This window comes from Streptomyces sp. NPDC087787 (assembly GCF_044743035.1).
Taxonomy (GTDB): Bacteria; Actinomycetota; Actinomycetes; order Streptomycetales; family Streptomycetaceae; genus Streptomyces.
Map to the genome: position 1 here is coordinate 29,832 of NZ_JBIUVQ010000029.1, position 19,484 is coordinate 49,315.

19 protein-coding genes and 1 pseudogene are annotated in these 19,484 nt (G+C 70.4%); 12 read left to right on the forward strand and 8 right to left on the reverse strand.

Going from position 1 to position 19,484, the window contains the following annotated elements; all coding sequences use genetic code 11:
- Nucleotides 1–244: 244 nt before the first annotated feature.
- The 3 genes from ACIOWN_RS31980 to ACIOWN_RS31990 all read left to right on the forward strand — a co-directional run bounded on the left by ACIOWN_RS31980 (nt 245) and on the right by ACIOWN_RS31990 (nt 2,783).
- Nucleotides 245–997 (forward strand): GntR family transcriptional regulator, encoded by a 753-nt coding sequence (locus tag ACIOWN_RS31980; protein ID WP_362356444.1) that lies wholly within the window; start codon nt 245–247, stop codon nt 995–997.
- A 182-nt stretch (nt 998–1,179) separates the two neighbouring features.
- Complete coding sequence (locus ACIOWN_RS31985) at nt 1,180–2,217, forward strand: AAA family ATPase (protein ID WP_362356442.1); 1,038 nt, start codon at nt 1,180–1,182, stop codon at nt 2,215–2,217.
- Nucleotides 2,214–2,783, forward strand: coding sequence for a guanylate kinase (locus ACIOWN_RS31990; RefSeq protein ID WP_362356440.1), 570 nt, complete (start codon nt 2,214–2,216; stop codon nt 2,781–2,783). Before ACIOWN_RS31985 ends, ACIOWN_RS31990 begins: the two co-directional genes overlap by 4 nt.
- 7 nt (nt 2,784–2,790) lie before the next feature.
- Here the strand turns inward: ACIOWN_RS31990 and ACIOWN_RS31995 are convergent, their stop codons facing one another.
- Both ACIOWN_RS31995 and ACIOWN_RS32000 read right to left on the reverse strand, forming a co-directional pair.
- Nucleotides 2,791–3,630 (reverse strand): DUF1932 domain-containing protein, encoded by an 840-nt coding sequence (locus tag ACIOWN_RS31995; RefSeq protein WP_362356438.1) that lies wholly within the window; start codon nt 3,628–3,630, stop codon nt 2,791–2,793.
- A gap of 4 nt (nt 3,631–3,634) precedes the next feature.
- Entirely contained in the window at nt 3,635–4,282 is a 648-nt protein-coding gene (locus ACIOWN_RS32000) for an HAD family hydrolase (RefSeq protein WP_362356436.1), read from the reverse strand.
- 114 nt (nt 4,283–4,396) lie between these two features.
- Here ACIOWN_RS32000 and ACIOWN_RS32005 point away from each other — a divergent pair, with 114 nt between their 5' ends.
- The 5 genes from ACIOWN_RS32005 to ACIOWN_RS32025 all read left to right on the forward strand — a co-directional run bounded on the left by ACIOWN_RS32005 (nt 4,397) and on the right by ACIOWN_RS32025 (nt 9,435).
- Nucleotides 4,397–4,705: a helix-turn-helix transcriptional regulator gene (locus ACIOWN_RS32005; protein WP_362356434.1), complete on the forward strand. Its 309-nt coding sequence runs from the start codon at nt 4,397–4,399 to the stop codon at nt 4,703–4,705.
- An 838-nt stretch (nt 4,706–5,543) separates the two neighbouring features.
- A complete protein-coding gene (locus tag ACIOWN_RS32010) occupies nt 5,544–6,986 on the forward strand; it encodes a helix-turn-helix domain-containing protein (protein ID WP_362356432.1) in 1,443 nt (480 codons plus the stop codon).
- Between the two features lie 9 nt (nt 6,987–6,995).
- Nucleotides 6,996–7,886 carry a DciA family protein gene (locus ACIOWN_RS32015; RefSeq protein WP_362356430.1) on the forward strand — a complete coding sequence of 297 codons (891 nt, stop codon included), beginning with the start codon at nt 6,996–6,998 and terminating at the stop codon, nt 7,884–7,886.
- Between the two features lie 88 nt (nt 7,887–7,974).
- Nucleotides 7,975–8,871: a hypothetical protein gene (locus ACIOWN_RS32020; RefSeq protein WP_362356428.1), complete on the forward strand. Its 897-nt coding sequence runs from the start codon at nt 7,975–7,977 to the stop codon at nt 8,869–8,871.
- A gap of 297 nt (nt 8,872–9,168) precedes the next feature.
- Nucleotides 9,169–9,435 carry a hypothetical protein gene (locus tag ACIOWN_RS32025; protein WP_401984143.1) on the forward strand — a complete coding sequence of 89 codons (267 nt, stop codon included), beginning with the start codon at nt 9,169–9,171 and terminating at the stop codon, nt 9,433–9,435.
- A gap of 5 nt (nt 9,436–9,440) precedes the next feature.
- On the opposite strand, the gene ACIOWN_RS32030 is transcribed toward ACIOWN_RS32025, so the two are convergent.
- Nucleotides 9,441–10,379 carry a DUF4231 domain-containing protein gene (locus tag ACIOWN_RS32030; protein ID WP_362356426.1) on the reverse strand — a complete coding sequence of 313 codons (939 nt, stop codon included), beginning with the start codon at nt 10,377–10,379 and terminating at the stop codon, nt 9,441–9,443.
- A gap of 4 nt (nt 10,380–10,383) precedes the next feature.
- Nucleotides 10,384–10,944: a hypothetical protein gene (locus ACIOWN_RS32035; protein ID WP_362356540.1), complete on the reverse strand. Its 561-nt coding sequence runs from the start codon at nt 10,942–10,944 to the stop codon at nt 10,384–10,386.
- A 244-nt stretch (nt 10,945–11,188) separates the two neighbouring features.
- Here ACIOWN_RS32035 and ACIOWN_RS32040 point away from each other — a divergent pair, with 244 nt between their 5' ends.
- A complete protein-coding gene (locus ACIOWN_RS32040) occupies nt 11,189–11,398 on the forward strand; it encodes a hypothetical protein (RefSeq protein WP_362356424.1) in 210 nt (69 codons plus the stop codon).
- Nucleotides 11,399–11,474: 76 nt separating this feature from the next.
- Nucleotides 11,475–12,164: a restriction endonuclease gene (locus ACIOWN_RS32045; RefSeq protein WP_401984146.1), complete on the forward strand. Its 690-nt coding sequence runs from the start codon at nt 11,475–11,477 to the stop codon at nt 12,162–12,164.
- A gap of 89 nt (nt 12,165–12,253) precedes the next feature.
- Here the strand turns inward: ACIOWN_RS32045 and ACIOWN_RS32050 are convergent, their stop codons facing one another.
- Together ACIOWN_RS32050 and ACIOWN_RS32055 are read right to left on the reverse strand one after the other, a co-directional pair.
- Nucleotides 12,254–12,922, reverse strand: a complete 669-nt coding sequence (locus tag ACIOWN_RS32050; protein WP_362356420.1) for a hypothetical protein — start codon at nt 12,920–12,922, stop codon at nt 12,254–12,256.
- 180 nt (nt 12,923–13,102) lie between these two features.
- On the reverse strand, nt 13,103–13,447 hold the full coding sequence (locus tag ACIOWN_RS32055; protein ID WP_362356418.1) for a hypothetical protein: 345 nt from the start codon (nt 13,445–13,447) through the stop codon (nt 13,103–13,105).
- 366 nt (nt 13,448–13,813) lie between these two features.
- On the opposite strand from ACIOWN_RS32055, the gene tap reads away from it, so the two are divergent.
- Both tap and tpg read left to right on the forward strand, forming a co-directional pair.
- The gene (gene tap, locus ACIOWN_RS32060; protein WP_362356416.1) at nt 13,814–15,991 is read left to right on the forward strand and encodes a telomere-associated protein Tap; all 2,178 of its coding nucleotides are present in this window, start codon (nt 13,814–13,816) and stop codon (nt 15,989–15,991) included.
- A 6-nt stretch (nt 15,992–15,997) separates the two neighbouring features.
- Nucleotides 15,998–16,555 (forward strand): telomere-protecting terminal protein Tpg, encoded by a 558-nt coding sequence (gene tpg / locus ACIOWN_RS32065; protein WP_362356414.1) that lies wholly within the window; start codon nt 15,998–16,000, stop codon nt 16,553–16,555.
- Between the two features lie 125 nt (nt 16,556–16,680).
- On the opposite strand, the pseudogene ACIOWN_RS32070 reads toward tpg, so the two are convergent.
- Both ACIOWN_RS32070 and ACIOWN_RS32075 read right to left on the reverse strand, forming a co-directional pair.
- Nucleotides 16,681–16,845, reverse strand: a pseudogene (locus tag ACIOWN_RS32070) (IS982 family transposase); the annotation flags it as partial.
- Nucleotides 16,846–17,010: 165 nt separating this feature from the next.
- Nucleotides 17,011–19,314 (reverse strand): peptidoglycan recognition protein, encoded by a 2,304-nt coding sequence (locus ACIOWN_RS32075; protein ID WP_362356412.1) that lies wholly within the window; start codon nt 19,312–19,314, stop codon nt 17,011–17,013.
- Between the last annotated feature and the right edge of the window lie 170 nt (nt 19,315–19,484).

Genomic DNA, 19,484 nt, shown 5'->3' on the forward strand with positions numbered 1-19,484 from the left:
CGTGCTGGGCTCGGGAGGCGTCCCGATGGCGAGTGGGCAGGGCGAAGCAGCACCTCTTCGGCACCCCCGCCCTCACCTCGTTAGCGAGGTTCGATGCGCCTTCAGTAGACCTGCCCTCGTTAGCGATGTCAAGAAGTACGTTAACGAGGTACGCTCTTCCGGCGGCTCCCCCACACATCGGGGCGCCCTTGCCGGTTCCTCGATAGCCAGCGGCCGTAGGATCGCTAACGAGGTAGGGAGACGAATGGCGAGTGACATGGGCAAACAGCGGCCCAAGTACCAGCGGATTGCCGACGACCTGAAGGCGGCGATCGAGTCCGGCGAGTACGGTCCCGGTGATCGGCTGCCGGGCGAGAGCGCGCTTGCCGCCCAGTACGAGGTCGCTGTGCTTACCGCCCGCCAGGCGCTGAAGATCCTTCGGATCGAGGGCCTGGTGGAGACGAAGAAGGGTGCCGGCGCTCGGGTCATCGAGTTCCGCCCGATCCGACGTCACGGCATCCAACGACTCGCACGCGAGCAGTGGGGCGCTGGCAAGTCCATCTGGTCCGCTGACGAGGAGCGCCCGGTCACGATCGACGTCCGCGTGGACACCGTGGCCGCGCCACCGCACATCGCCCGGATGCTGGACGTGGCCGAGAACGAACTCGTCTGCGCTCGGTCCCGACGCTTCGCGCTGGACGACAGGCCCGTCATGCTCGCGACCTCGTACCTGCCTCTTGGCCTGGCCGAAGGCACAGCGATCATGCGCGTGGACACCGGCGACGGCGGCACGTACGCCCGGCTCGCTGAGATCGGGCACGCGCCCGCTCACTTCCGCGAAGAGATCCGATGCCGGCTGCCCGTCGCTGAGGAGGCCGAAGGACTGGCCATGCCCCTGGAGCGCCCCGTCATCAAGCTGTGCCGCACGGCCTTCGACGCTGAGCTTGAGGCCGTCGAAGTGAACGAGATGACCATGGACAGCGCGGCATACGTGCTGGAGTACGCGTTCGATGCCTGAGCGCCCCAACTCGCCCATCTTGAGCCCCCTCATGACTGATCGTCTTGTGGGGGCCATCACACTCGCGAGCGCCGAAACGCAACATCACAAAGCCTTGTCGAAGCTCGTGCACACCCGTGTTCACGGGTTTTCAACATCTACGTACACATGGGATTTGTGGGCCTGGCTCTAGGCTCACGGCCATGACGATCACGGAGGGCCACAGGGTGGGGAAGCACCGAGCGGGCTGGCGTCCGGACAAGCTGCGCGAGCAGCGCGAGGCTCACGGGCTGACCCTGGAGAAGGCCGGTGAGCGCCTCCGTGAAGTCGCTGAGCAGGCCAAGCTCAAGGGCATCCCAGCAGCGAATCCACAGACTCTCTGGCAGCACGAGCAGGGCGAGGTCTATCCCGGCCCCCACTACCGACGTGCTTACTGCCTCCTGTACCGGGCCACCGAGCCCGACCTGGGCTTCCGCACCGCCCTGCCGGGGGAGGAGACGTCCTTCAAGCTCACGCCGATGGACGACCGCCTCAACGGTTCGCATGTCTTGGCGGTTGAGCGAGCCATTCACCGCATCGCGCCGGGCTCTGATGAAGCCGACCACTTCGATTTGCAGCAACGGATCATCGACGCGTGGAAGCGCCGGCACACGGGCGGCGACCCCCATCGTCCCGTGCTCATTCTGGTCGGCGGTTTCGCTGGCAGCGGTAAGACCGAGCTCGCCCGCTTCTTCGTTCAGCTCACCGGCTGGCCTCTGCTCGACAAGGACCCGCTCACCCGCCCGCTCGTGGAGCGCCTCCTGGTCGCGCTGGGCGGTGACGCGAACGACCGGCACACCGAGCTCTACCGCGAGAAGGTCCGGCCCGTGGAGTACGACTGCCTGATGCAGTCGGCCATAGCCAACATCAAGTGCGGCATCTCCACGGTGTTGACCGCGCCGTTCATCTCCGAAATGACCGACCCGGACTGGATGCAGCGCCTGGCCAACCGGGCAGGCTCGATGGGTGTCGACGTCTTCCCGGTGTGGGTTCGCTGCGACGAAGAGTCGATGCGCGAGTACATCGGATTCCGCTCAGCGGCCCGGGACGCGTGGAAGCTCCAGCGCTGGGACGAGTACATGGCCACGATCGACCTCGATCTGCGCCCGGCGGTGCCGCACCTGGTCGTCGACAACCGGCTGGGGACCGCGGTGACGCTCGCGGACCAGGCACGGCAGGCGATGGGGGCGATGTACGTATGACGGAGAAGCAAGGTGTGATCCTCTACGGCCCGCCGGCGTCGGGCAAGGACACCGTCACCACCGCGCTTAGCGAACTGGATTCCAAGTACGCGCAGTTCGCGCGGCTCAAGGTCGGAACGGGCAAGGCCGTCGGCTACCGGATGGGCACAGCGGAGCAGCTGCGCGAGCTGGAGGCCGCGGGCGGCGTCGTCTACGCGAACGCCCGGTACGGCAACACGTACGCGATCGACCGGCCCGGCGTAGACGCCGCGTTCGCGGCCGGAGTGCCCGTAATGCACCTCGGGCAGGTCGACGGCATCCGAGCGTTGGTCGACGGCTACCCGGCCGACTGGTCGGTGGTGCTGCTGTGGTGCCCGCGCGAGGTGACCGAGAAGCGGTCGGCGGGGCGCGGCGACAGCGACACCGCGGCACGCCTGGCAGCGTGGGACGCGACCCGCGAGGACCTGGACGCGCACCCGGGCCTGTCCTGGGACCTGACGGTGGACACCACGACAGCGTCTCCGCAGGACGCTGCACGGCTCATCGACCAGCTGCTGGCGCAGCGGGCGGGAGCGGCGACGGCATGAGCGCGGGCTACGGCTGGGCGAGTCGGTCCAAGGCGTCAGTGAGCGTGAGCTCGCCGTCGTCCTTGACGTCGTTCCACCGTGCCAGCGTGGACGCGGCCGCGCGCAGCATCTCCGATGGAAGGCCAGCGGCCGCGAGGGTGTCGGCGGCTTCCTCCAACTCCCGGCCCCAGCGCCAGGCGCGGGCCGCGGCCTTGGCAACGTACTGCGGCTCGGAGAGGTACGAGTCAGTGCGCCGGGAGGCAACCTTGATGAGCTCCTGGTCGACGCCGTGCTCCCGTGCCATGCCGACGGCGAGCGCCACCAGCACTCGCGACGTCTTCTGGAAGCTGGCGTACGACAGCTTCAGCGCGGATGCCTTCCCGATTTCCCTTCCCAGCACCGCCGTTCGGACCGCGGTGCCCGCGAACAGCGCCTCGATGCGCTCGGTCGCGTCGGCCGGGCCGGACAGGTACAAGGTCGGCGTCTTGCCGCCGACCGGCGGGGAGCCGACAACACCACCGTCCACGACGGTCGCGTCGGGTTCGAGCAGCGCGGCGATCCGCTGCGCGCGCGTGGGACTGATGGCGTTCGCCTCCACGTACACCCCGCCGAAGCGGCGCCTGGCAACGTCGCGGGCCAGGTTCTCGGCAGCGGCCGGCGGGCAGAGGCTGATGACGATGTCGCTGCGGTCCAGCAGTTCGGACAGCGTGGCTACGGGCGTCAGCCCGAACTGGGTGGCGCGCTCCACGGACGCGGTGCTGCGCCCGGTCTCACACCACAGAACCGCGGCCGCGTTGGTCGCGGCGCAGGCGGCGACGGCGGCGCCCATGCTGCCGGGCTGGAGGATGCCGACGGTCGGCTGGTCCACGGTGCTACTCCGTCTCGTTGAGCAGGATTGTGATGGCGTCGGTAACGTCGTCGACGACGTGGTGCGCGGCGGGGAGCCCGTCGGGCCAGTGTCGGCCGCGCAGCCAGATGGTGCGCAGGCCGGCCTGGTGGCCGCCGCCGATGTCTCCGGCCGGGTGGTCGCCGACCATCCAGCCGCCGTCCGCGAGGCTGACGCCGCAACGGGCGGCCCCGAGTTCGAAGAGGCGCCGGTCCGGCTTGCGGATCTCCAGGTCGCCCGAGGCGGCGACGCCGTCGACCAGGGAGGCGAGGCCGGTCCCGGCGAGTTTGGCGCGCTGGATGTCGCCGGCCCCGTTGGTGATGACGCCGATCGTCCATGCGGCCGCGCGCAGACGGGCCAGGCCCTCAAGGACTTCGGGTCGGCAGGTGACGGCGGCCGCCATGAGGTCGACGTACTCCTGCCACAGCTGGGCGCCGGGCACTGCCATGTCGAAGATGTCGTGCAGCCGGGTGAAGTCGGCGGCGTTCGCGCGGTCGGCCAGCTCGGTACGCAGCCAGTACTCAATGTCCGGTGTGAAGGAGTGCGTGCGGCACAGGCCGGTCACGGCGTCCCTGAACGCCGACTGCCGGTCGGCCAGCGTGCCGTCCAGATCGAAAAGGGCAAGTCGGTGCACGGTCTCGGACCCTACCGGGCGTCGAACGCAACGCCGCTCTCGGTGAAGGCGTCTCCCCGCCAGGGATCAAATAGTGTATGTTTCAGAGATCGATCGATCTTGAGAGGCTGCGCTATGTCCGACCCGCACCGGTTGAAGCAGGTCGATGCCCTGCTGGACGGCCTGGACGATGTCCTACCGCCGCCGCGCGTGCGCGCTCAACTACGCCTCGCCGCGAACCTCACGCAGCAGGACGTCGCGGATGCGGTAGGAGTGCGGCGTCTCGCCGTAGTGCGTTGGGAGCTCGGAAAGAGCAACCCCCGGCGTCCGCAGCGCGATGCCTACATGCACCTGCTCAAGCGGCTTGCAGAGCGGTATCCCGAGGCGGCGAAGCCGGATGAGGGCATGCCGACGCCAGCCTCGGAATCAAGGGGGTCGGGGTGACGTAGCCGCCACCGGCCGCGCGCCAAGCAGTGGACTCGCAATCCACTGTGGCCACGCGGCCCGTCTCGCCGACCGGATTCGTAACCCGTGTCGGCTGCCCAGTCTCCGGTTCGCACCCGGTTCTGGGCTCCAGCTCATCGAGCTGGCTCATCTCACACACCGGTCCGTAAGGACCAGCACTACCGCAGTCGCCCCTCTCGCAAAGGAGCTTCTGCACCCGGTTCCGGCGGCTTTCGCAGGCCGTCAGGACCACACAACAACCGCCCCGAAGGGAGATCGCCGCTCGCGCATCCAGCCCGAGGGCTGTTCCGCACTACCCGTCCGACAAGGGACCAAGGAGGCCCTTCTCGTCCGGCGCCCGCTCCTCACGGAGGGGGCTGCCACCCGCATCCACTCGCCGGCCCTTCCCGTTTCGCGCGGGGCGGTCCGACTCGCATATGGAAGTTGGTGTCCCCGTCATAGTGCCCGACCTGACGTTACTTTGTCAGCTCGACCGTGCCCGATTCACACCGGTTCGAGCCCCCCGCGCTTCCCGCGTGACGGGATTCGCACACCCTGTTTGCCCTGTTCACGGCATTAATCACGAAGATTCTTCGGGGTGGAGTGTCACACCGACCCCGGCCCGGCGCACCTATACCGAGAGAGGGACCCCTGTCCTCCTGACGGCGCCGGCCGCCACGGTGCTCCGGGGCTCCGTCCCGTGGGGCGGGACGCGATCGGAAGTCGTTGCCCGCCCGGCGGGAGGGATCGGCGCTCTTGCCGGTTCCCGGCCTCTGTCCACAGGCGGTCCGCGCAAGGCTGCCGGGATGATCTCTGTCTCGTGCGTCCGGGCGGGCCGGTGAGCGCCGTGGCGGCGCCGGCCGCCGTGATGCTGCCCGCCCCGCGTCTGTCGGTCGACGACGTCGACGCGGTCGCCGTGCTGCCCGTGCTGTTCGTTCCGGAGGCGTCGCAGTGGCTGTCGACGTCACCGGGCCGGGTCGCGGGCGAGGGCTACTCCTGGATGCAGGCGGTCCACTGGGTCGCCGGGGCCGGGCTGTACAGGCCGCGGCGGCACCGGTCGCACGGGCCGCGCAGCTTCGGGCCGACGACCGTGCGCGTCGCCCAGGAGCTCGCGCAGCTGTTCCCGTGCCGTCCGGGGATCGAGTACCTGGTGCGCCGCACCGGCCTGTCCGAGCGCTCGGTGGAGTACCACTTGGCGATGCTGCGGGAGGCCGGGCTGCTCGCGTACGTCGTGCGGGGCACCCGGGTCCGCGGTGCGGCGGCGCAGGCGTCGGAGTTCGCGCGGATGGTGCCGGTGGAGTTCGACGTGGCGCTGGGCGTCCGTACGGCTGGTGAGGGCACTGGGCGGCGGATGACCGGGATCGCGGAGGCCGGCCGGGAGCTGATGGCGGCGCTGGCGAAGAAGGCGGCCCGGAAGGTGCGCAAGCGGCGGGCGAAGTCGTCCTCGAAGGCTCCGGCGAAGGGTGCCCGGAGGGGTACTGACCAGGGTGCTGTGACGGCTGTTTCGGATGAGGTCCGTTGCACCCCAATGGGGGGTAGTTCCCGCAGTGTTTCTTCTGCGGGAACTACTTCCTTCCCCCCTGAGAGCAAGCTCGCAAGCGGGCAGAGCGATTCCCCCACCCCGAAGAAGGTCAAGCGCGGCCGCCGGAAGCTCAACGCGGTCGGGCGCCGTTTCCAGCTGGCCTCGGAGCTGATCCGTCGGGTGCCGTGGATGGGCCGGGCCTCGGTGCCCCGGATCGCTTGGATCCTGCGGGAGGTCTCGGACACGGGCTGGACGGCGGACCAGGTGATCGCGTTCCTGGACTGTGGCGACGCCCCGGGCACCGTGCACCGGCCGTCGGGGTTCCTCGCCGGGCGGCTGGCCGGTGCGGTGGTTCTGTGGCCGACCGAGGAAGGCCGGGAGCGCGCCGTCCAGGCGTACCGGGAATCCCGCCGCGCGGAGACGGCTCGTCACCAGGAATGGGAGGGCGCCTGGCAGGCCCCACGCAGCATGGCGGTCCGCCGCATGGTCGATGAGGCGTTCGCGCCCCAGACGCAGCCGTCGGGCCAAGGCAAGGCACTGCCCGAGCTGGGCGGTGTCGAAGACCTGAGCCCGGAGGACTTGGCGGAGATGCAGGCCACGGGGTGGGGCGAGTTCATGCAGGGCGACACCACCCTCGTCATGACCACGTACGACGCCCTCGGCCCGGCCGCTGCTGTGCACATCTTCGGCGCTGACCTGGTGCAGCGCGCTCGCAAGCTGGCGAGCAGCAGCTCGCTGATGACCATCGGACGCCGGTAGGAGGCCGTGATGACCGAGACCGTGAACACCAACAGCAGCGAGCAGTCGGCCCCGGAGCTGTCCGGCATCGACCTGGCCCGGGTCGCATTGCACCAGGCACGTGAGGCCGCCAAGGCCCGAGGCGAGGGAAGCACGCGGAAGGCGAAGCGCCGCACCTGCACCACGCCTGTCCGGCACGACGGCCGGGAGCCGGCCGGGTTTGCCGCTGTGCTCCAGGGTCTGATGGCCGACCGGGCCTGGGCCGTCCCGGCCGCCGGCGGCAGCATCCTGGACCAGTGGCCGGCCATCGCAGCCGCCGTCTCCCCGAACCTGCCCGCACACGTCGCCGCCGTCGCCTTCCACGCGGAAACGGGGCAGCTGGACCTGCGCCCGGATTCGCCCGCGTACGCCACCCAGCTCCGGCTGATCAGCGCCCGCATCGTCGCCGCGGCCAACGAGTCGGCCCGCACCGACGCCGTGCGCAGCGTCCGGGTCCTGGCCGTCGGCGCCGCGCCCCGGACCGACCGGCCCGCCTCGCAGGCCCCGGCCGCGTCGGACGTCTCGAAGGCCCCGGTGAAGACGCGGGAGATGACATCGCCCGGTTTCCACCAGGCACTCGCCGCGCACCAGGCCGTCACGCCTCCGAGCCGCATCGATCCGTCGATCGCGGAGGCGGTGGAGCGGCAGACCAAGGCGATGAGGGCGCTGAGCCTCCGGGCGTTCCCCGAGCCGGAGGTGTCCTCGGAAGACCAGCCGACCCCGATCGAAGCAGTCCGTGCCCAGGGCCGCCGTGAAGCCGAGGCCACCCGCTCCTTGGCGCTGCGCCGGGCCCGTGCCGAGCGAGCGGCCCGGAAGGACAGCACTGCGGCGGGACAACTCAAGGGCGCAGCGGTCGCGGTGGAGCTGGAACGCACGGCGTGACCAGAAACTGCGCGGGCTGCGTTCGCCGTGTCGGCTGATCGAGGCGTAAGGGCCGCTGCCGACTGCAAGGATCGAAGGCCACGAGAAGGTGAAGGAGACGACGAGGATGCCGAAAAAGCGCAAGAAGGACCGTAAGGCCCCCCGGAAACGAGCCTCAGTTCGGACCGCTCCAGTCCAGCGCACAGATCTGGAGCTGGTGGACTGGGACGACGACCCGGAGGAGGGCAACGACCCGCTCGTTGCCTTCGCCGAATGGTTTTCCGCTCCCGTTGACGCGGTGAAGGCCGTGCAGGCCGGCGAGCGCGTGGAGTGGACAGGCGAGATCGACGGATCGACGATGCGCCACCGTGTCCTCGTGGCCACCGACGGCACCGCGGCCGTCGAACAGGCCGTCTTCGTCGGTGGTCCTCTTGAGGAGATCCTGCTGTGCGCCTGGCACCAGGCGGGGGAGCAGAGGCGGGAGTCGATGGAGGCCGGGGTGCTCGCCGCCCTGGATGACCTTCACACGGCGGTCCGGCCGGTCCTGGAGGCTGAGATCCGCGAGGTTCGCCCCGACTACACCGCAGCTGTTCTGCAGTCCTTCCGTGAGGAGCCGGAACCGCACGGCCCGGGCATGCCGGTGTTCGGATGGCGGCTTTTGCACCCGGTCGGCCCGGACACGTCCTGGGAGGACACTCGCGATACCGCCGCGTGGAACACCTCCCAGACCATGTCCGACTGGCTTGACTACTACGACCACGTCCCCGAACTGAAGCCGACCGCCCTTGTCCGGCTCCTGCGCCAGCACAACGTGCCAGCCGTGCTCTGCGCGGACTGCGGCAAACCCATCACCGACCGCCACCCGCGGTGGGCCGGCATCTGGGTCACTCCCGACAGTGAGCGCGGCCCCTTGTGCAGAGATCCCGATGCCCGTGCCGACGCTGCGAAGCCTCTGCTCGGTACGCTCACCGACCTCGAGTTCGGCGTCCCACATCGTCCCGCGTGAGAACGCGGGACGGTGACCTGCCGGTTTGATCGGGCGCCATCTGCACTGCCAGCATGGCGCCCCACAACCGCATGAAGAGGCACTGGCGGATCGAGGTGGAGCCCGAGCTCCCTCACGACGGTGCAAGTACTACGGCGAGGTCGATAGCCCCATCCAAATCCCTCGCTGGTTCCACCGCACGAAGCCCCCGTGCCCGCGTCCCGGGACGGGGGTTCTCCTTCTTCCCCACCCACCCGTCCCGTGTTCAAGGGCCCCGGCAACCGCCGGGGCTTTCCCTGTATCTGGAGGTCTCCAATGATGGATCTTGCTTCTGTGGTGCCCGCCTACGTCCTGCTCGCCGCGCTCGCGGTCATCGTCGTGCTGCTCACCGTGGTCGCCGTCGTAGCCCGTGCGGTCGTGGCGAAGGCACGGCCCCAGGACTTACCGCACATCCTCCCGGGCCTTGGTCAGGTCCTGACGTCGCTTGCCCTGTTCCTTCCCTGGGGGCGTGGGCCGCAGGGCCAAGCCGTGGCGGCGCCTGCCCGGTCGGGTGGAGGGGGAACCCGGCGGCAGTTGCGTGGCTGAGCGGGTCACGCTGCCGGCGGCTGGCTGGACGGGGCAGCCTGGTCGGCGGGCTGGTCCAGCTGCTGCTGGCGGCGGCGCTGTTCGTTGCGGTGCTCTTCGACGCGCTGGGTGAACAGCTTCAGCGCCTCGTCCTCCCGGCCGGGCCCGTACTCGCTGTATGCGCCGATGCCGAGCCGCACAGCGTTGGCCTCCTCCTCGATGGCGTCGGCGGTCTGCTGGAGGAAGTAGCTGCGCTCGCGGAACTTGTAGTAGCCGGTGAACATCGCGGCCACCGTGATAGCGAAGCTGATCCCGGTCAGGGTGACGCTCTGCCAGGTCAGCTCCTTGCCGGTGTCCAGGGCCGCGATCGTGGTCGTGGAGGCCGAGCCGATCATGATGAGGGTCTGCAGGCCGTTGTGGATCCGCCGGTACTTGCGGCTGTCGGCTTGGTACTGCTCGATCGCGGTGGTGACTTCCTCGCGGTAGAGCTTGCGCCGGTCGTCCAGGTCCGGGTTGTTCTTGACCTTTTGCGCCCACAGGGACTCCTGCGCGGAGGCGAGCTGGGCCTCGATGCGCTGGAGGGTGGGCAGGCCCCGCCCGGCGAAGTGCACGCCGACCAACGCTAGCAGGGACATCAGGAGCAGGCTGGTGCAGATCAGGTCGCCCAGGACGAACCGCGCCGGGTCGCCCGTGGTGAGCCAGGTGATGCCCGTGCCGATGACGGCGGTGAGTAAGGACAGCCAGCTGACCGCCCATCCGGCGCGCCAGATGCGGTCCAGCCGCCGGCGCCGGGCGAGCTTCTCCTGGGCGTCGATGACGAGGTTGGTGGTCACCACGTAGATCCGTTCGTCGGCGTCCCGCTGGCGGGCGCGAATCCGTTCGGCTTCGTCCCGCTTGCGGGCGTTGATCAGGTCGTCCGCGTCCTGGATGCGGCGGGGCGCGTCGTCGTCGAAGTCCCGTGCCACGGGCTCAGCGGGCGAACGCTTCGGTCAGGCTGATGCGGTAGCCGTCCTCTTCCATCAGCACGACGGTGACGCCGAACGGGTCGGGGTGGTCCAGCTCGATGGGGGTGAAGGAGAAGTTCACCGCGGCCTGGATCGGCGGGACCAGTTCGCCGCCGGGCTGCGGTGCGGGGGCCGGCCTCCAGTCGGGGGCGACCGATGCCCAGCCTTCGGGGCTGCGGGACAGGAGCTGCTCGGTGTAGGGGAACTGGTGCAGGACGTGCCCGTCGCGGGTGGCGACCACCATGTTCAGGCACGGCGCCGGGCCGACGATCGGCAGTTCGCAGGCGGTGGCGACGTCGTGGGTCTCCCAGGCGAGGACGACCTCGTCCGCGCCGGCCGCCGCGGCGATGTTCGCGAGTTCAGCGATCCCGGCGAGCGCGTCCTGGCCGACCTTGAGCGGGCGGACCCAGATCAGCCCGACCAGCTCGCCGCGCACCAGCGGCATCATGAGCGGACGCGGCACGACTCCCTCGCCCAGCGAGGCGGTGTACGTCTCCTTCGCGACGCCGACCAAGCCGTTCCACATCCGTGCTTCCACGGGAGCCCCCTGCCGTCCGGTGATCCGATCACCGCACCCTGCCACGGGGTTCGAGGCCGTGTCAGCGGGATGATCAGCCAGCGCGCGGTATTCGGCCAGGTCCGATGGCTTCGTGCCATTCGTCGGCAACCCGGCCCCAACATCACTGAGGCCCGGCTACATAAGGAGGCTGGGGTGACGGGCTGCCGTCCCTGCGTGGTGACGGCCGGTCGTGTGGGGGAGGTCGGGACGGTTGCTGACCATCAACGTGACGCTGCTGCTCGCAGTCATCGTCGTCTGGCGGCTGCGGCGGCGTACGGAGGCCCGTAGCCGCTTCGACGAGAAGCTGACCGTCGTCATCGTCCTGGCGCTGGGCGTCCTGATCGCACCCACCCCGGCGGGCCAGGGGATCTTGAACATCTTGGGACAGCTTGCGAGCGGCGTCACCCAGGCCGGCCGATGAACTCCCGCACACGCAAGGGCCGGACGGCGCCCGTCGGTGCGTACGGCGGGGCACGGGTTGGGGGAGTGGGGGAGTGATGGTGGTACGTCGACGACGCCGGCGCTTGAAGAAGAAGACGCGCAGGCAGTTGCAGGGCTGGGGCGCGGTGGTGGCGCTGGCCGCCGTGGTGTGGGTAGCCGGGCACTGGTCGGTGGTGTGGCCCGTCCTGGTGGCCCTGCTCGCCGCGGCCGTGGTCGGTGGGGCCGGCTGGGCGCTGCTGAGAGCGCACCGTCGCGCGGTCGGCCAGGACCGCGCGTGGCGGGCCGAGGAGGAGGCCAGGGCGCGGGAATTGTCGATGGCTGAGGTCGACGCGTTGTCGTGGCAGGAGTTCGAAACGTACGTCGCCGAGCTGTGCCGGCGGGACGGCTGCACGAAGGTCGTCGTCAGCGGCAAGAGCGGCGACCTGGGCGCGGACGTCGTCGGCTACCTGGCCGACGGCCGCAAGCTGGTCGTCCAGTGCAAGAAGTACGCGCCGCACCGCAGTGTCTCCTCACAGGACATGCAGAAGTTCGTCGGCACCGCCCGCCTTGAGCACGGCGCGGATGTCGCCCTGTTCGTCACCACCTGCCGCGCGTTCACGAGGGACGCGCTGGGCCTGGCGCTGCGCCAGGACATCGTGGCCCTGCACCGCGACCTGCTGGGCTCCTGGGTCAAAGGCGCTCACCTGGAGACCCTGATCCCGCTGAACGGCAGCGGCGGCGGCACCAGGCGGCGTCCCTCCGCCTGACCGTGACACCCAGCAGCAAACAGGCCGGGGTGGCGGCCGCGCCCCGCGCAGGCGTCCGGGAGGAGACAGCGTGGGGGAAGGGCGCGAGGTCAGGGGCGTCGGGCGAGGACGTCGTCGATGCGGGAGGCGTCGGCAACCCAGGTTGCGGCGGCTGGCGCTATGAAGCCGAGCACGGTGTGGATGTCGTCGCGGCGGGCTTCGAGCGGCAGGTGCCAGATGCCTTCGTGGTGGGCGATGCGGTTGCGGAACTTGTGCAGCCGCTTGACCGGATCCTCCACCGTGGCAAGGGCACGGTTGGGAGCGCGGGGGAAGGCGCCGGCCAGGTCGGGCCACAGGTTGGTCTTGTACTGGCGAGCCAGCAGGAAGCGCCAGAAGCCGAAGCTCAGCTCCGCGATGATCTTCCCGCGCGGGATGGTCGCGCCGGCCCGTCCGGCACGCTCCTGGGCCTGGGCGATATCGGCGCGGGCCTTGCCGCTGAGCGGGACCTGCCTGTCGGTGTACCACTCGGCGGCGCGGCCCCGGCGCTGCTGGCGGGCCACGAGCCGCGCGTCCAACGCGTTGCGCAGCATGATCTCCAGATGCCCGAGCGGTTCGAAGAACGCCGCGGCGAGGTCGCTGTTCCACCGGTACAGCGCGAGGGCTGCGCTGGTGTCGCCGGCGCAGGCGGTCAGGTAGGGGTTGAGCCGGTCGGGGCTGATCAGCTCGATGACGGCCTTGTCGTCGGGCGGCTCGATGCTGGTGGGCGACGTGCTGTGCATGGTGGGGCAATCGTAGGTACACTGGGCGGCGAAGACCCTGGAATCGTCCCTGGTAGCCCTCGAAAGTGGGCAGGCCATACCCCCAGGGTTCAGACCTCAAGACGAAGGCCGCCCGGGCTACCCGGGCGGCCTTCGCGCTGTACTGGCTCTTGCCGCGCTGCTGCTGTACCGGGCTGGAACTCAGGACGGCCACGACAGCGCCGTCAGCAGGACAACGCCGGTCACCAGGACGAGCGCGGTCAGCGCCGGCCGACGGGTACGGCCCGGTCCAGCACCGGCCGCGATCACCGCGACGGCGACGACGCCGAACAGGACCCACACGGCGAGCCACGCTGTCAGGGCAGGCGATGCGCCCACGGCCCGGCACGCCCAGGTGGCGGTGCGTCCCAGCACCAGGCAGGTGGCCACGGTCAGCAGTACGCAGATGACACGGGCAGTTCGTTTCGCGGTGGGGTCGGCGCCCTCGAGGTCGCGGTGCAGACGGGACCAGAGCCCGAACCAGCGGCGGTGCATCCAGGAAGTCACCAGGCCAGTGTGCCCTTTCGGCAGGGGGCAGTTTTCCCTGATCACGAGGTCTGCCACCAGCCCGCCGTGGGTGCGGGCGCCCGTGCCGTCCTGGCAGCCGGCCAACTTCGCTGTCACGAACCGTTCGGCCGTCCAACTTCAATGGCAATCGGTCCAGATTCGATGTCGCGGGGACAGCGAGAGTGCAACACGCGCTGCAACACAGGGCGGCAACACCCCTGTGCTGCAGCCCCGACCTGCAAGAACACATCGGTTGCGCTGCTTACCCGCCCGCGTGTTGCAATCCCGCCAATCGCGCGATTCGTGCGCGATTGAATGCGCGAATCAATGCGCGATCCGCTATGATGTCTATTGGAGGTGACCTCTGTGTCCACTGAGAACGAGCTGTTCAGCGCCGTCGATGCGCTGCTGGAGCAAGTCGCGCAGGACGACCTGCCGGTCCCCGCAGAACGCAAGCGTCTGCGCGAGGCCGCGGGCCTGAGCCAGGCGCAGATCGCCACGGCGCTGAACGCCCGCCGGGAGGCGGTGGGGAACTGGGAGACAGGGAAGACCGAGCCGCGGCCGCCGAAGCGCGCCGCGTACGCCCGGCTCTTGGAGGGCCTCGCCGCCCGCTTCCCCGCCCCGGCCGCCGACGCGCCCGCCGACGCCCCGGCGCCGACGGTCCCGGAAGCCTTCACCGGCCCCTCGCCCGTTCCCGCCCCAGCCGAAGCGCTGGCGGCCCCGGCTGCTGCCGTGCGCCCGGCGCCCGCCGCGTCGTCGCGGCGCCCGGGTGCGAAGAAGGCGGCGAAGCGGCCCACCGCCACGGCGGCCGCCGACCCCCGGTTCGAGAACGGCCCGCTGGCCGTGGTCGACGCCGAAGACGGCCAGGTCGTCGCGTACTGCGTCGGCGGCCTGGTCCTGGACGTGCCCGCCAAGTCGCTGCCCGCGCTGATCGAGTGGACGCTGTCCGAGGCCCGCCTCGGGCAGGCCCGGCTGCACCGCAACGGCCGCGACGCCGACCCGGTCCTTGTCCTCACCCCGGCCGCGCTGGAGCGCTACGGTCTGCCCGCCGCCCTGTCGGAGGAGGAGCGGCGCGCCGGACGGCTCCCGGACGGCCACAAGGTGGTCAAGCAACTCGTCAAGGCTGACTGGCAGTTGACCCAGCGCGGTTTTGGGCCGTGGGCGCGGATCTACCGCCCGGCCGAGGGTTCCAAGCGCAACTGCGTCCAGCTGTGCATCCCGGCCTGGAACGCGCTGGACGTGCGCGAGTGGGACCGCAAGGACGACCCGGTGCTGCCGACGATGCACCCGGCCGACCTCGCCCGCTACCTGGGCACGTACGCGGAGCGGGTGATGACGCCGCGCGGCACCACGGCCGTCACCGGCCTGGAGTTGATGGTCGCGCTGCGCCCGCCGACCCGCGCGGAGAAGGACGACGCCACTGGTGAGTTCAAGCGCGCGTTCAACGCGGACGCCCTCACCGCCGTGTACGACGTGGTGGAGTGCGAGGTCCCGGACGAGCACCCGCTGCTCAAGGGGAAGTTCGCCCGGCACCACCTGCGCACCCCGGCCGAGATGCTGATGGAGGAGCCCTACGACTGGTGCCGGCCGCTGACCGATGAGGAGTGCATGAACCAGTTCCTGGTCGCGGTCGACGTCAACATGTCGTTCGCCACCGCCGCGAACGGCCTCACCGTCGGGCTGAACGGCCCGACCCACCTGACCGGCAACCCGAAGTTCGACCCGGCGCTGCCCGGCTCGTGGCTGGTCGACCTCTCCCATGTGGACCTGTCCCGCGTGGAGATCAACGGGCGCACCGTCGACGGCAACCGGCTCCCGTCACCGTTCACGCCGAAGGGCGACCGCCCCACCGGCCCGGCCTGGTACGCCACGCCCACCGTGCAGTACGCGGTGGAGCTCGGGTTCGACGTCGCGCCGATCGAGGCGTACGTCCGCACCCAGACCGGCCGCTACCTGGACGGCTGGTACAAGCGGCTGCGCGACGCGTACGTGGCCACGATGGCCGACCTCGGCGTCACCACCGACCTGAGCGGCCAGAACTTCCTGGACGCGATGGCCCGCTCCAAAAGCGTCGACCCGACGATGGCGCTGCTGGCGGGCGCGATCAAGGCCACTGCGAAGGGCGGCATCGGCAAGCTACGCCAGCGCAACCGCGGCCAGGTGCCGTACTACGAGCCGTGGCCGGCCCTCGCCCGCGAGACGTGGCGCCCCGACATCCGGGCGGCCGTGCTGGCCAACCAGCGCATCGGCATCCACCGCAAGCTGATGAAGACCGCCGCGGCCGCCGGCCTGTACCCGGTGGCGATCGGCACCGACGCCATCGTCTACCCCTCGCCCGGCCCCTCCCCGCTGGACGTCCTGCCGCACACTCCAGAGGGCAAGCCGGTGCCCGGCGGCTTCCGGCTCGGCATCTCGCCCGGGATGGTGAAGCACCAGGGCACCCAGACCGTCCTGTGGGCCGAAGAGCAGTTCGAGGAACACGGCGGCGTCTTCAACGTCTCGAACCTGATCAAGACCGACCCGACGGCCGGAGAAGGGGAGTAGCAGGTCATGGTCGATTCGCTCGGGGACAGCCTGGACCGCGCGCTGGAGGGGGCGTTCACCCGCCGCATCCCGCAGAGCGCCCAGGCGCAAATGAAGTACCTGGTCAAGCAGCTCAAGGGCACCAAGGCCGCCGCCCAGGCGCTCGGGATCTCCCAGCGCACCGTGGAGCGCTACGTCAAGGGACAGCTGAAGCGGCCCCGCCAGGACCTGCGCGGCCGCCTGGAGCGCGAGGTCAAGAAGCGCTGGCAGCCGCAGGTGCGGGCGAAGGCGAGGCAGAAGGCGGCCTCCACCGGCGGCCTGGTCGTCTCCACGCGCGCACGGTTCGGGTTCACCGCCGCGCCCGGCACCACCGACGACGCCCGGATCCGCGACATCACCCAGGCCCTGCCGCCCATGTTCGCGGACCAGCTGTTCACCGCCCGGGAGCAGGGCGCCACCGAACAGCAGCTCCAGCAGATCGCGGCAGACGGCCTCGCGCAGATGTACTTCCGCAACAACAACACCCGCGCGCACGGCCTCGGCGTGGAGTTCACCGACGTGGAGCACATCGAGATCGAGCTGTAGGCCCGGCAAGCACAGACGCCTCGTTCCCGGCATTGAAGCTACCGGGGACGAGGCGTTGCACATTCCTGCGAGGACCAGGGGTGCCCAGACGAAGGGCGAGTTCGAGCCCATTACGCCTCGGCCAAGAACCGGGAGTGGCTGGCGCAGTAGCCGTACTCGGCCCAGCCGGCCAGGTCGGAGCGCTTGACCGTCTCGCGGGAGCGGGCGCACTCGATCGGGGTGGAGTCGACCACCCAGACGTTGTCGGTCCACAGGTCGGTGGCCAGCAGCCTGTGGACGCGGGCGATCAGGCCGCAGGTAGGAGCGGGCGTAGCGGATCCAGCGGCGCTCGGAGACGCAGGCCCGGGCCTGGCTGCTGCCCGGCTACCCCTGGACGCGGGTCCGGCGGCAGCCGGAGCGGAGGTCCTGCTTGTGCAGGGTCCGGGGGCTGCCACCGGAGGGGGGTGCTGCGGGTCTTACTTGAGGTAGACGATGCCGTTTGTGGTGATGGCGGGGCGTCCCGCGGTGCCGACGACGACGATCTTGACGGTGTGCTTCGCGCTGGTGGGCCAGGTCTTGGTCCAGATCGCGTCACGGTACTTGGTCGTCGCCGACTTCAGGTCGACCGTGGCGGTCTTGGTGCCGTCGATGTAGACGTGCGCCTGCCCGGAGGTGGCGGCCCGGGAGACGATCCAGGCCACGGAGCGGCCGGTAAAGGTCCAGGTCAGCGAGGCGTTCTTGGTCGAGCTGGTGTAGGAGGTGCCGCCCAGGTAACTGGTCGAGGACTTGCTCGTCCAGGTGCCGGTCTTCGTCGCGGCCGTCTCCCGGACGATGACCGGCGTGCCGGACACGGAGGCCGTACCGGTGTTGCCCGCCTGGTCGTACGCGGTCAGGGACCAGGTGGTCGCCGCACCGGACCGGGCGGTGAGGTTGGCGCTGGTCGTGGCCGGCCCGTACGTGGCGGTGGCCGGGGAGGTGAGCCTCACCTCCTTCAACGCGGCGTTGTCGGCCGCCTTCCAGCTCAGGGTGACCGGGACCGCCGTCGTGTTCACCGTTCCCGCGCGCAGCGCCAGGGCCGGCTTGGTCGGGAAGGTGGGGGCGGTGGTCTCCGCGACGGCCACCGCCGCCGCGGAGGTGGCCGTCCTGCCGGACTGGTGGGTGGCGCGGACCTGCACCTGGTGGCTGCCCGGCGCCAGCGTGGCCTTGGCCGAGGTGGCGGTTCCCGCGGCCGTGGCCACCGGCTGTCCGTCGACGAGGAGTTCGTACTTGCTGATCAGTGCGGACGGTGTGGTGGCCGTCCAGTTCACGGTGATCGCGGCCTTGGTGTAGTACGTGGTGCCGGACACGCCGGCGCCGGTGACGGACTTGATCGTCAGGCCGGTGACGGGGCCGGCGGCCCAGGCACGGACGGTGGGGAGCTTGGCGTAGTACGCGTTGCCGGGGCACTGGGTGTTGAAGCCGTCGCGGTGCCCGTGAAGGGTCGGCAGGGTCAGCTTCGCCCCCTTGGCCCAGGTCTTGCCCGCGTAGCTGCGGCCGCTGTCACCCGCGGTGAGGGTGGTCGTACCGGTCGGGTCCACGCCGTACTGCCCGAGCTTCCAGGCGGCGATTTTGGCCACCGAGGTCAGGGCGGCGTCGCTCGGTGCGACGTCGGTGTAGGTGCCCAGGACGGATATGCCGGTGGTCTCGGAGTTGAAGCCGTAGGCGTGGGCGCCCATGACCGGCAGGTCCACTCCGCCCTTGCGGCCCTCGTAGACCGTGCCGCACTTGTCGACCAGGAAGTTGTAGCCGAGGTCTTTCCAGCCCAGCTGCTTGACGTGGTACGCGTAGATGCCGCGGACGACCGCGGGGGCGTCGGCGCAGGTGTAGTTGTTGCTCTCGGCGGTGTGGTGGACCACCACCGCCTTGACCTTGCCGCCGGGCAGGTAATCGGGCTGCTCGGGGCTGATCGACTCGTCGGCGCCCCACCCGGCCCGCGACACGATCGCCGGCCGCGGCGCGGTGGACGGGGGAGCCTTGGGCCCGGTGGCACCGGGGCTGGGGCTTGGGGGCGGGGGCTGGGAGACCGGTGCGGAAGAAGTAGGCGCCTGGCTCGGCGGGGCGGGCTCGGCCGGGGCCTCGGGCTCGGCCGGCTCGGTGGTGGGATCGTCGCCGGCCGGCGTCTCCTGCACGAAGGGGTCCTGCGGCTCCACCACGTCCGTGGAGTCAGGGGAGGGGGACGGGTCGTCGGGCGCATCGACGCTGAAGGCCGCCGGCTCCATCGCTCCGGTGCCGGTGCCGGTGGCGGTGCCGGTGCCCTTGCCCGGATCGATCATGTCCAGGCGCAACCCGGCAGGCAGGCGGTCGGAGGTACGCCCGCCCGCCGTGACCCGCACCTCCACCGCGTCCGACGGTCCCACCCAGGCCGGTTCCGTACCGCCGCGCTGGGCGGCCGCCTCACCCTGACCGCCACCACCATCAAGCCGCAGCCAGTCCGACCACTGACCGGATCCCACGGCACGGGTCCGGGCCTCGATCGTGCCCTCGATCCGCGCCGAGGGGTCGCTCCAGGTGATGCCGAGCATGCTGAACGGCTCGGCCTCCTGCTGCTTCAGGGTGGCCTTGGTGCCGTGCTCGGCCGTCGGCAGCTCGGCGGTGCGGGCCTGGCTCCTCACCGGACCCGGCTTGCCGTCACGACCGGCGTCCATGCCCGGCTGATCGGAGCCGGTGCCCAGTGCGAGCCCTCCGGCAATGCCTGCCGCGACCACGGCAGCCGTACCCCAGATGTAGCGCGGTTTGCCCATAACTGATCTGCGATGTCCTTCGTGAGGAGCGAGAAAGAGGTGGCCCCCCGCGCTGGCAGGGCGGGGCGACTCACACGGCAGACCTTCAAGGCCCGCTAAAGGTTGCTCCATTACGCCGCAAAATTCCACATGATGCAGATCACAGGGCTGCTTCAGCCCGACCAAGATCA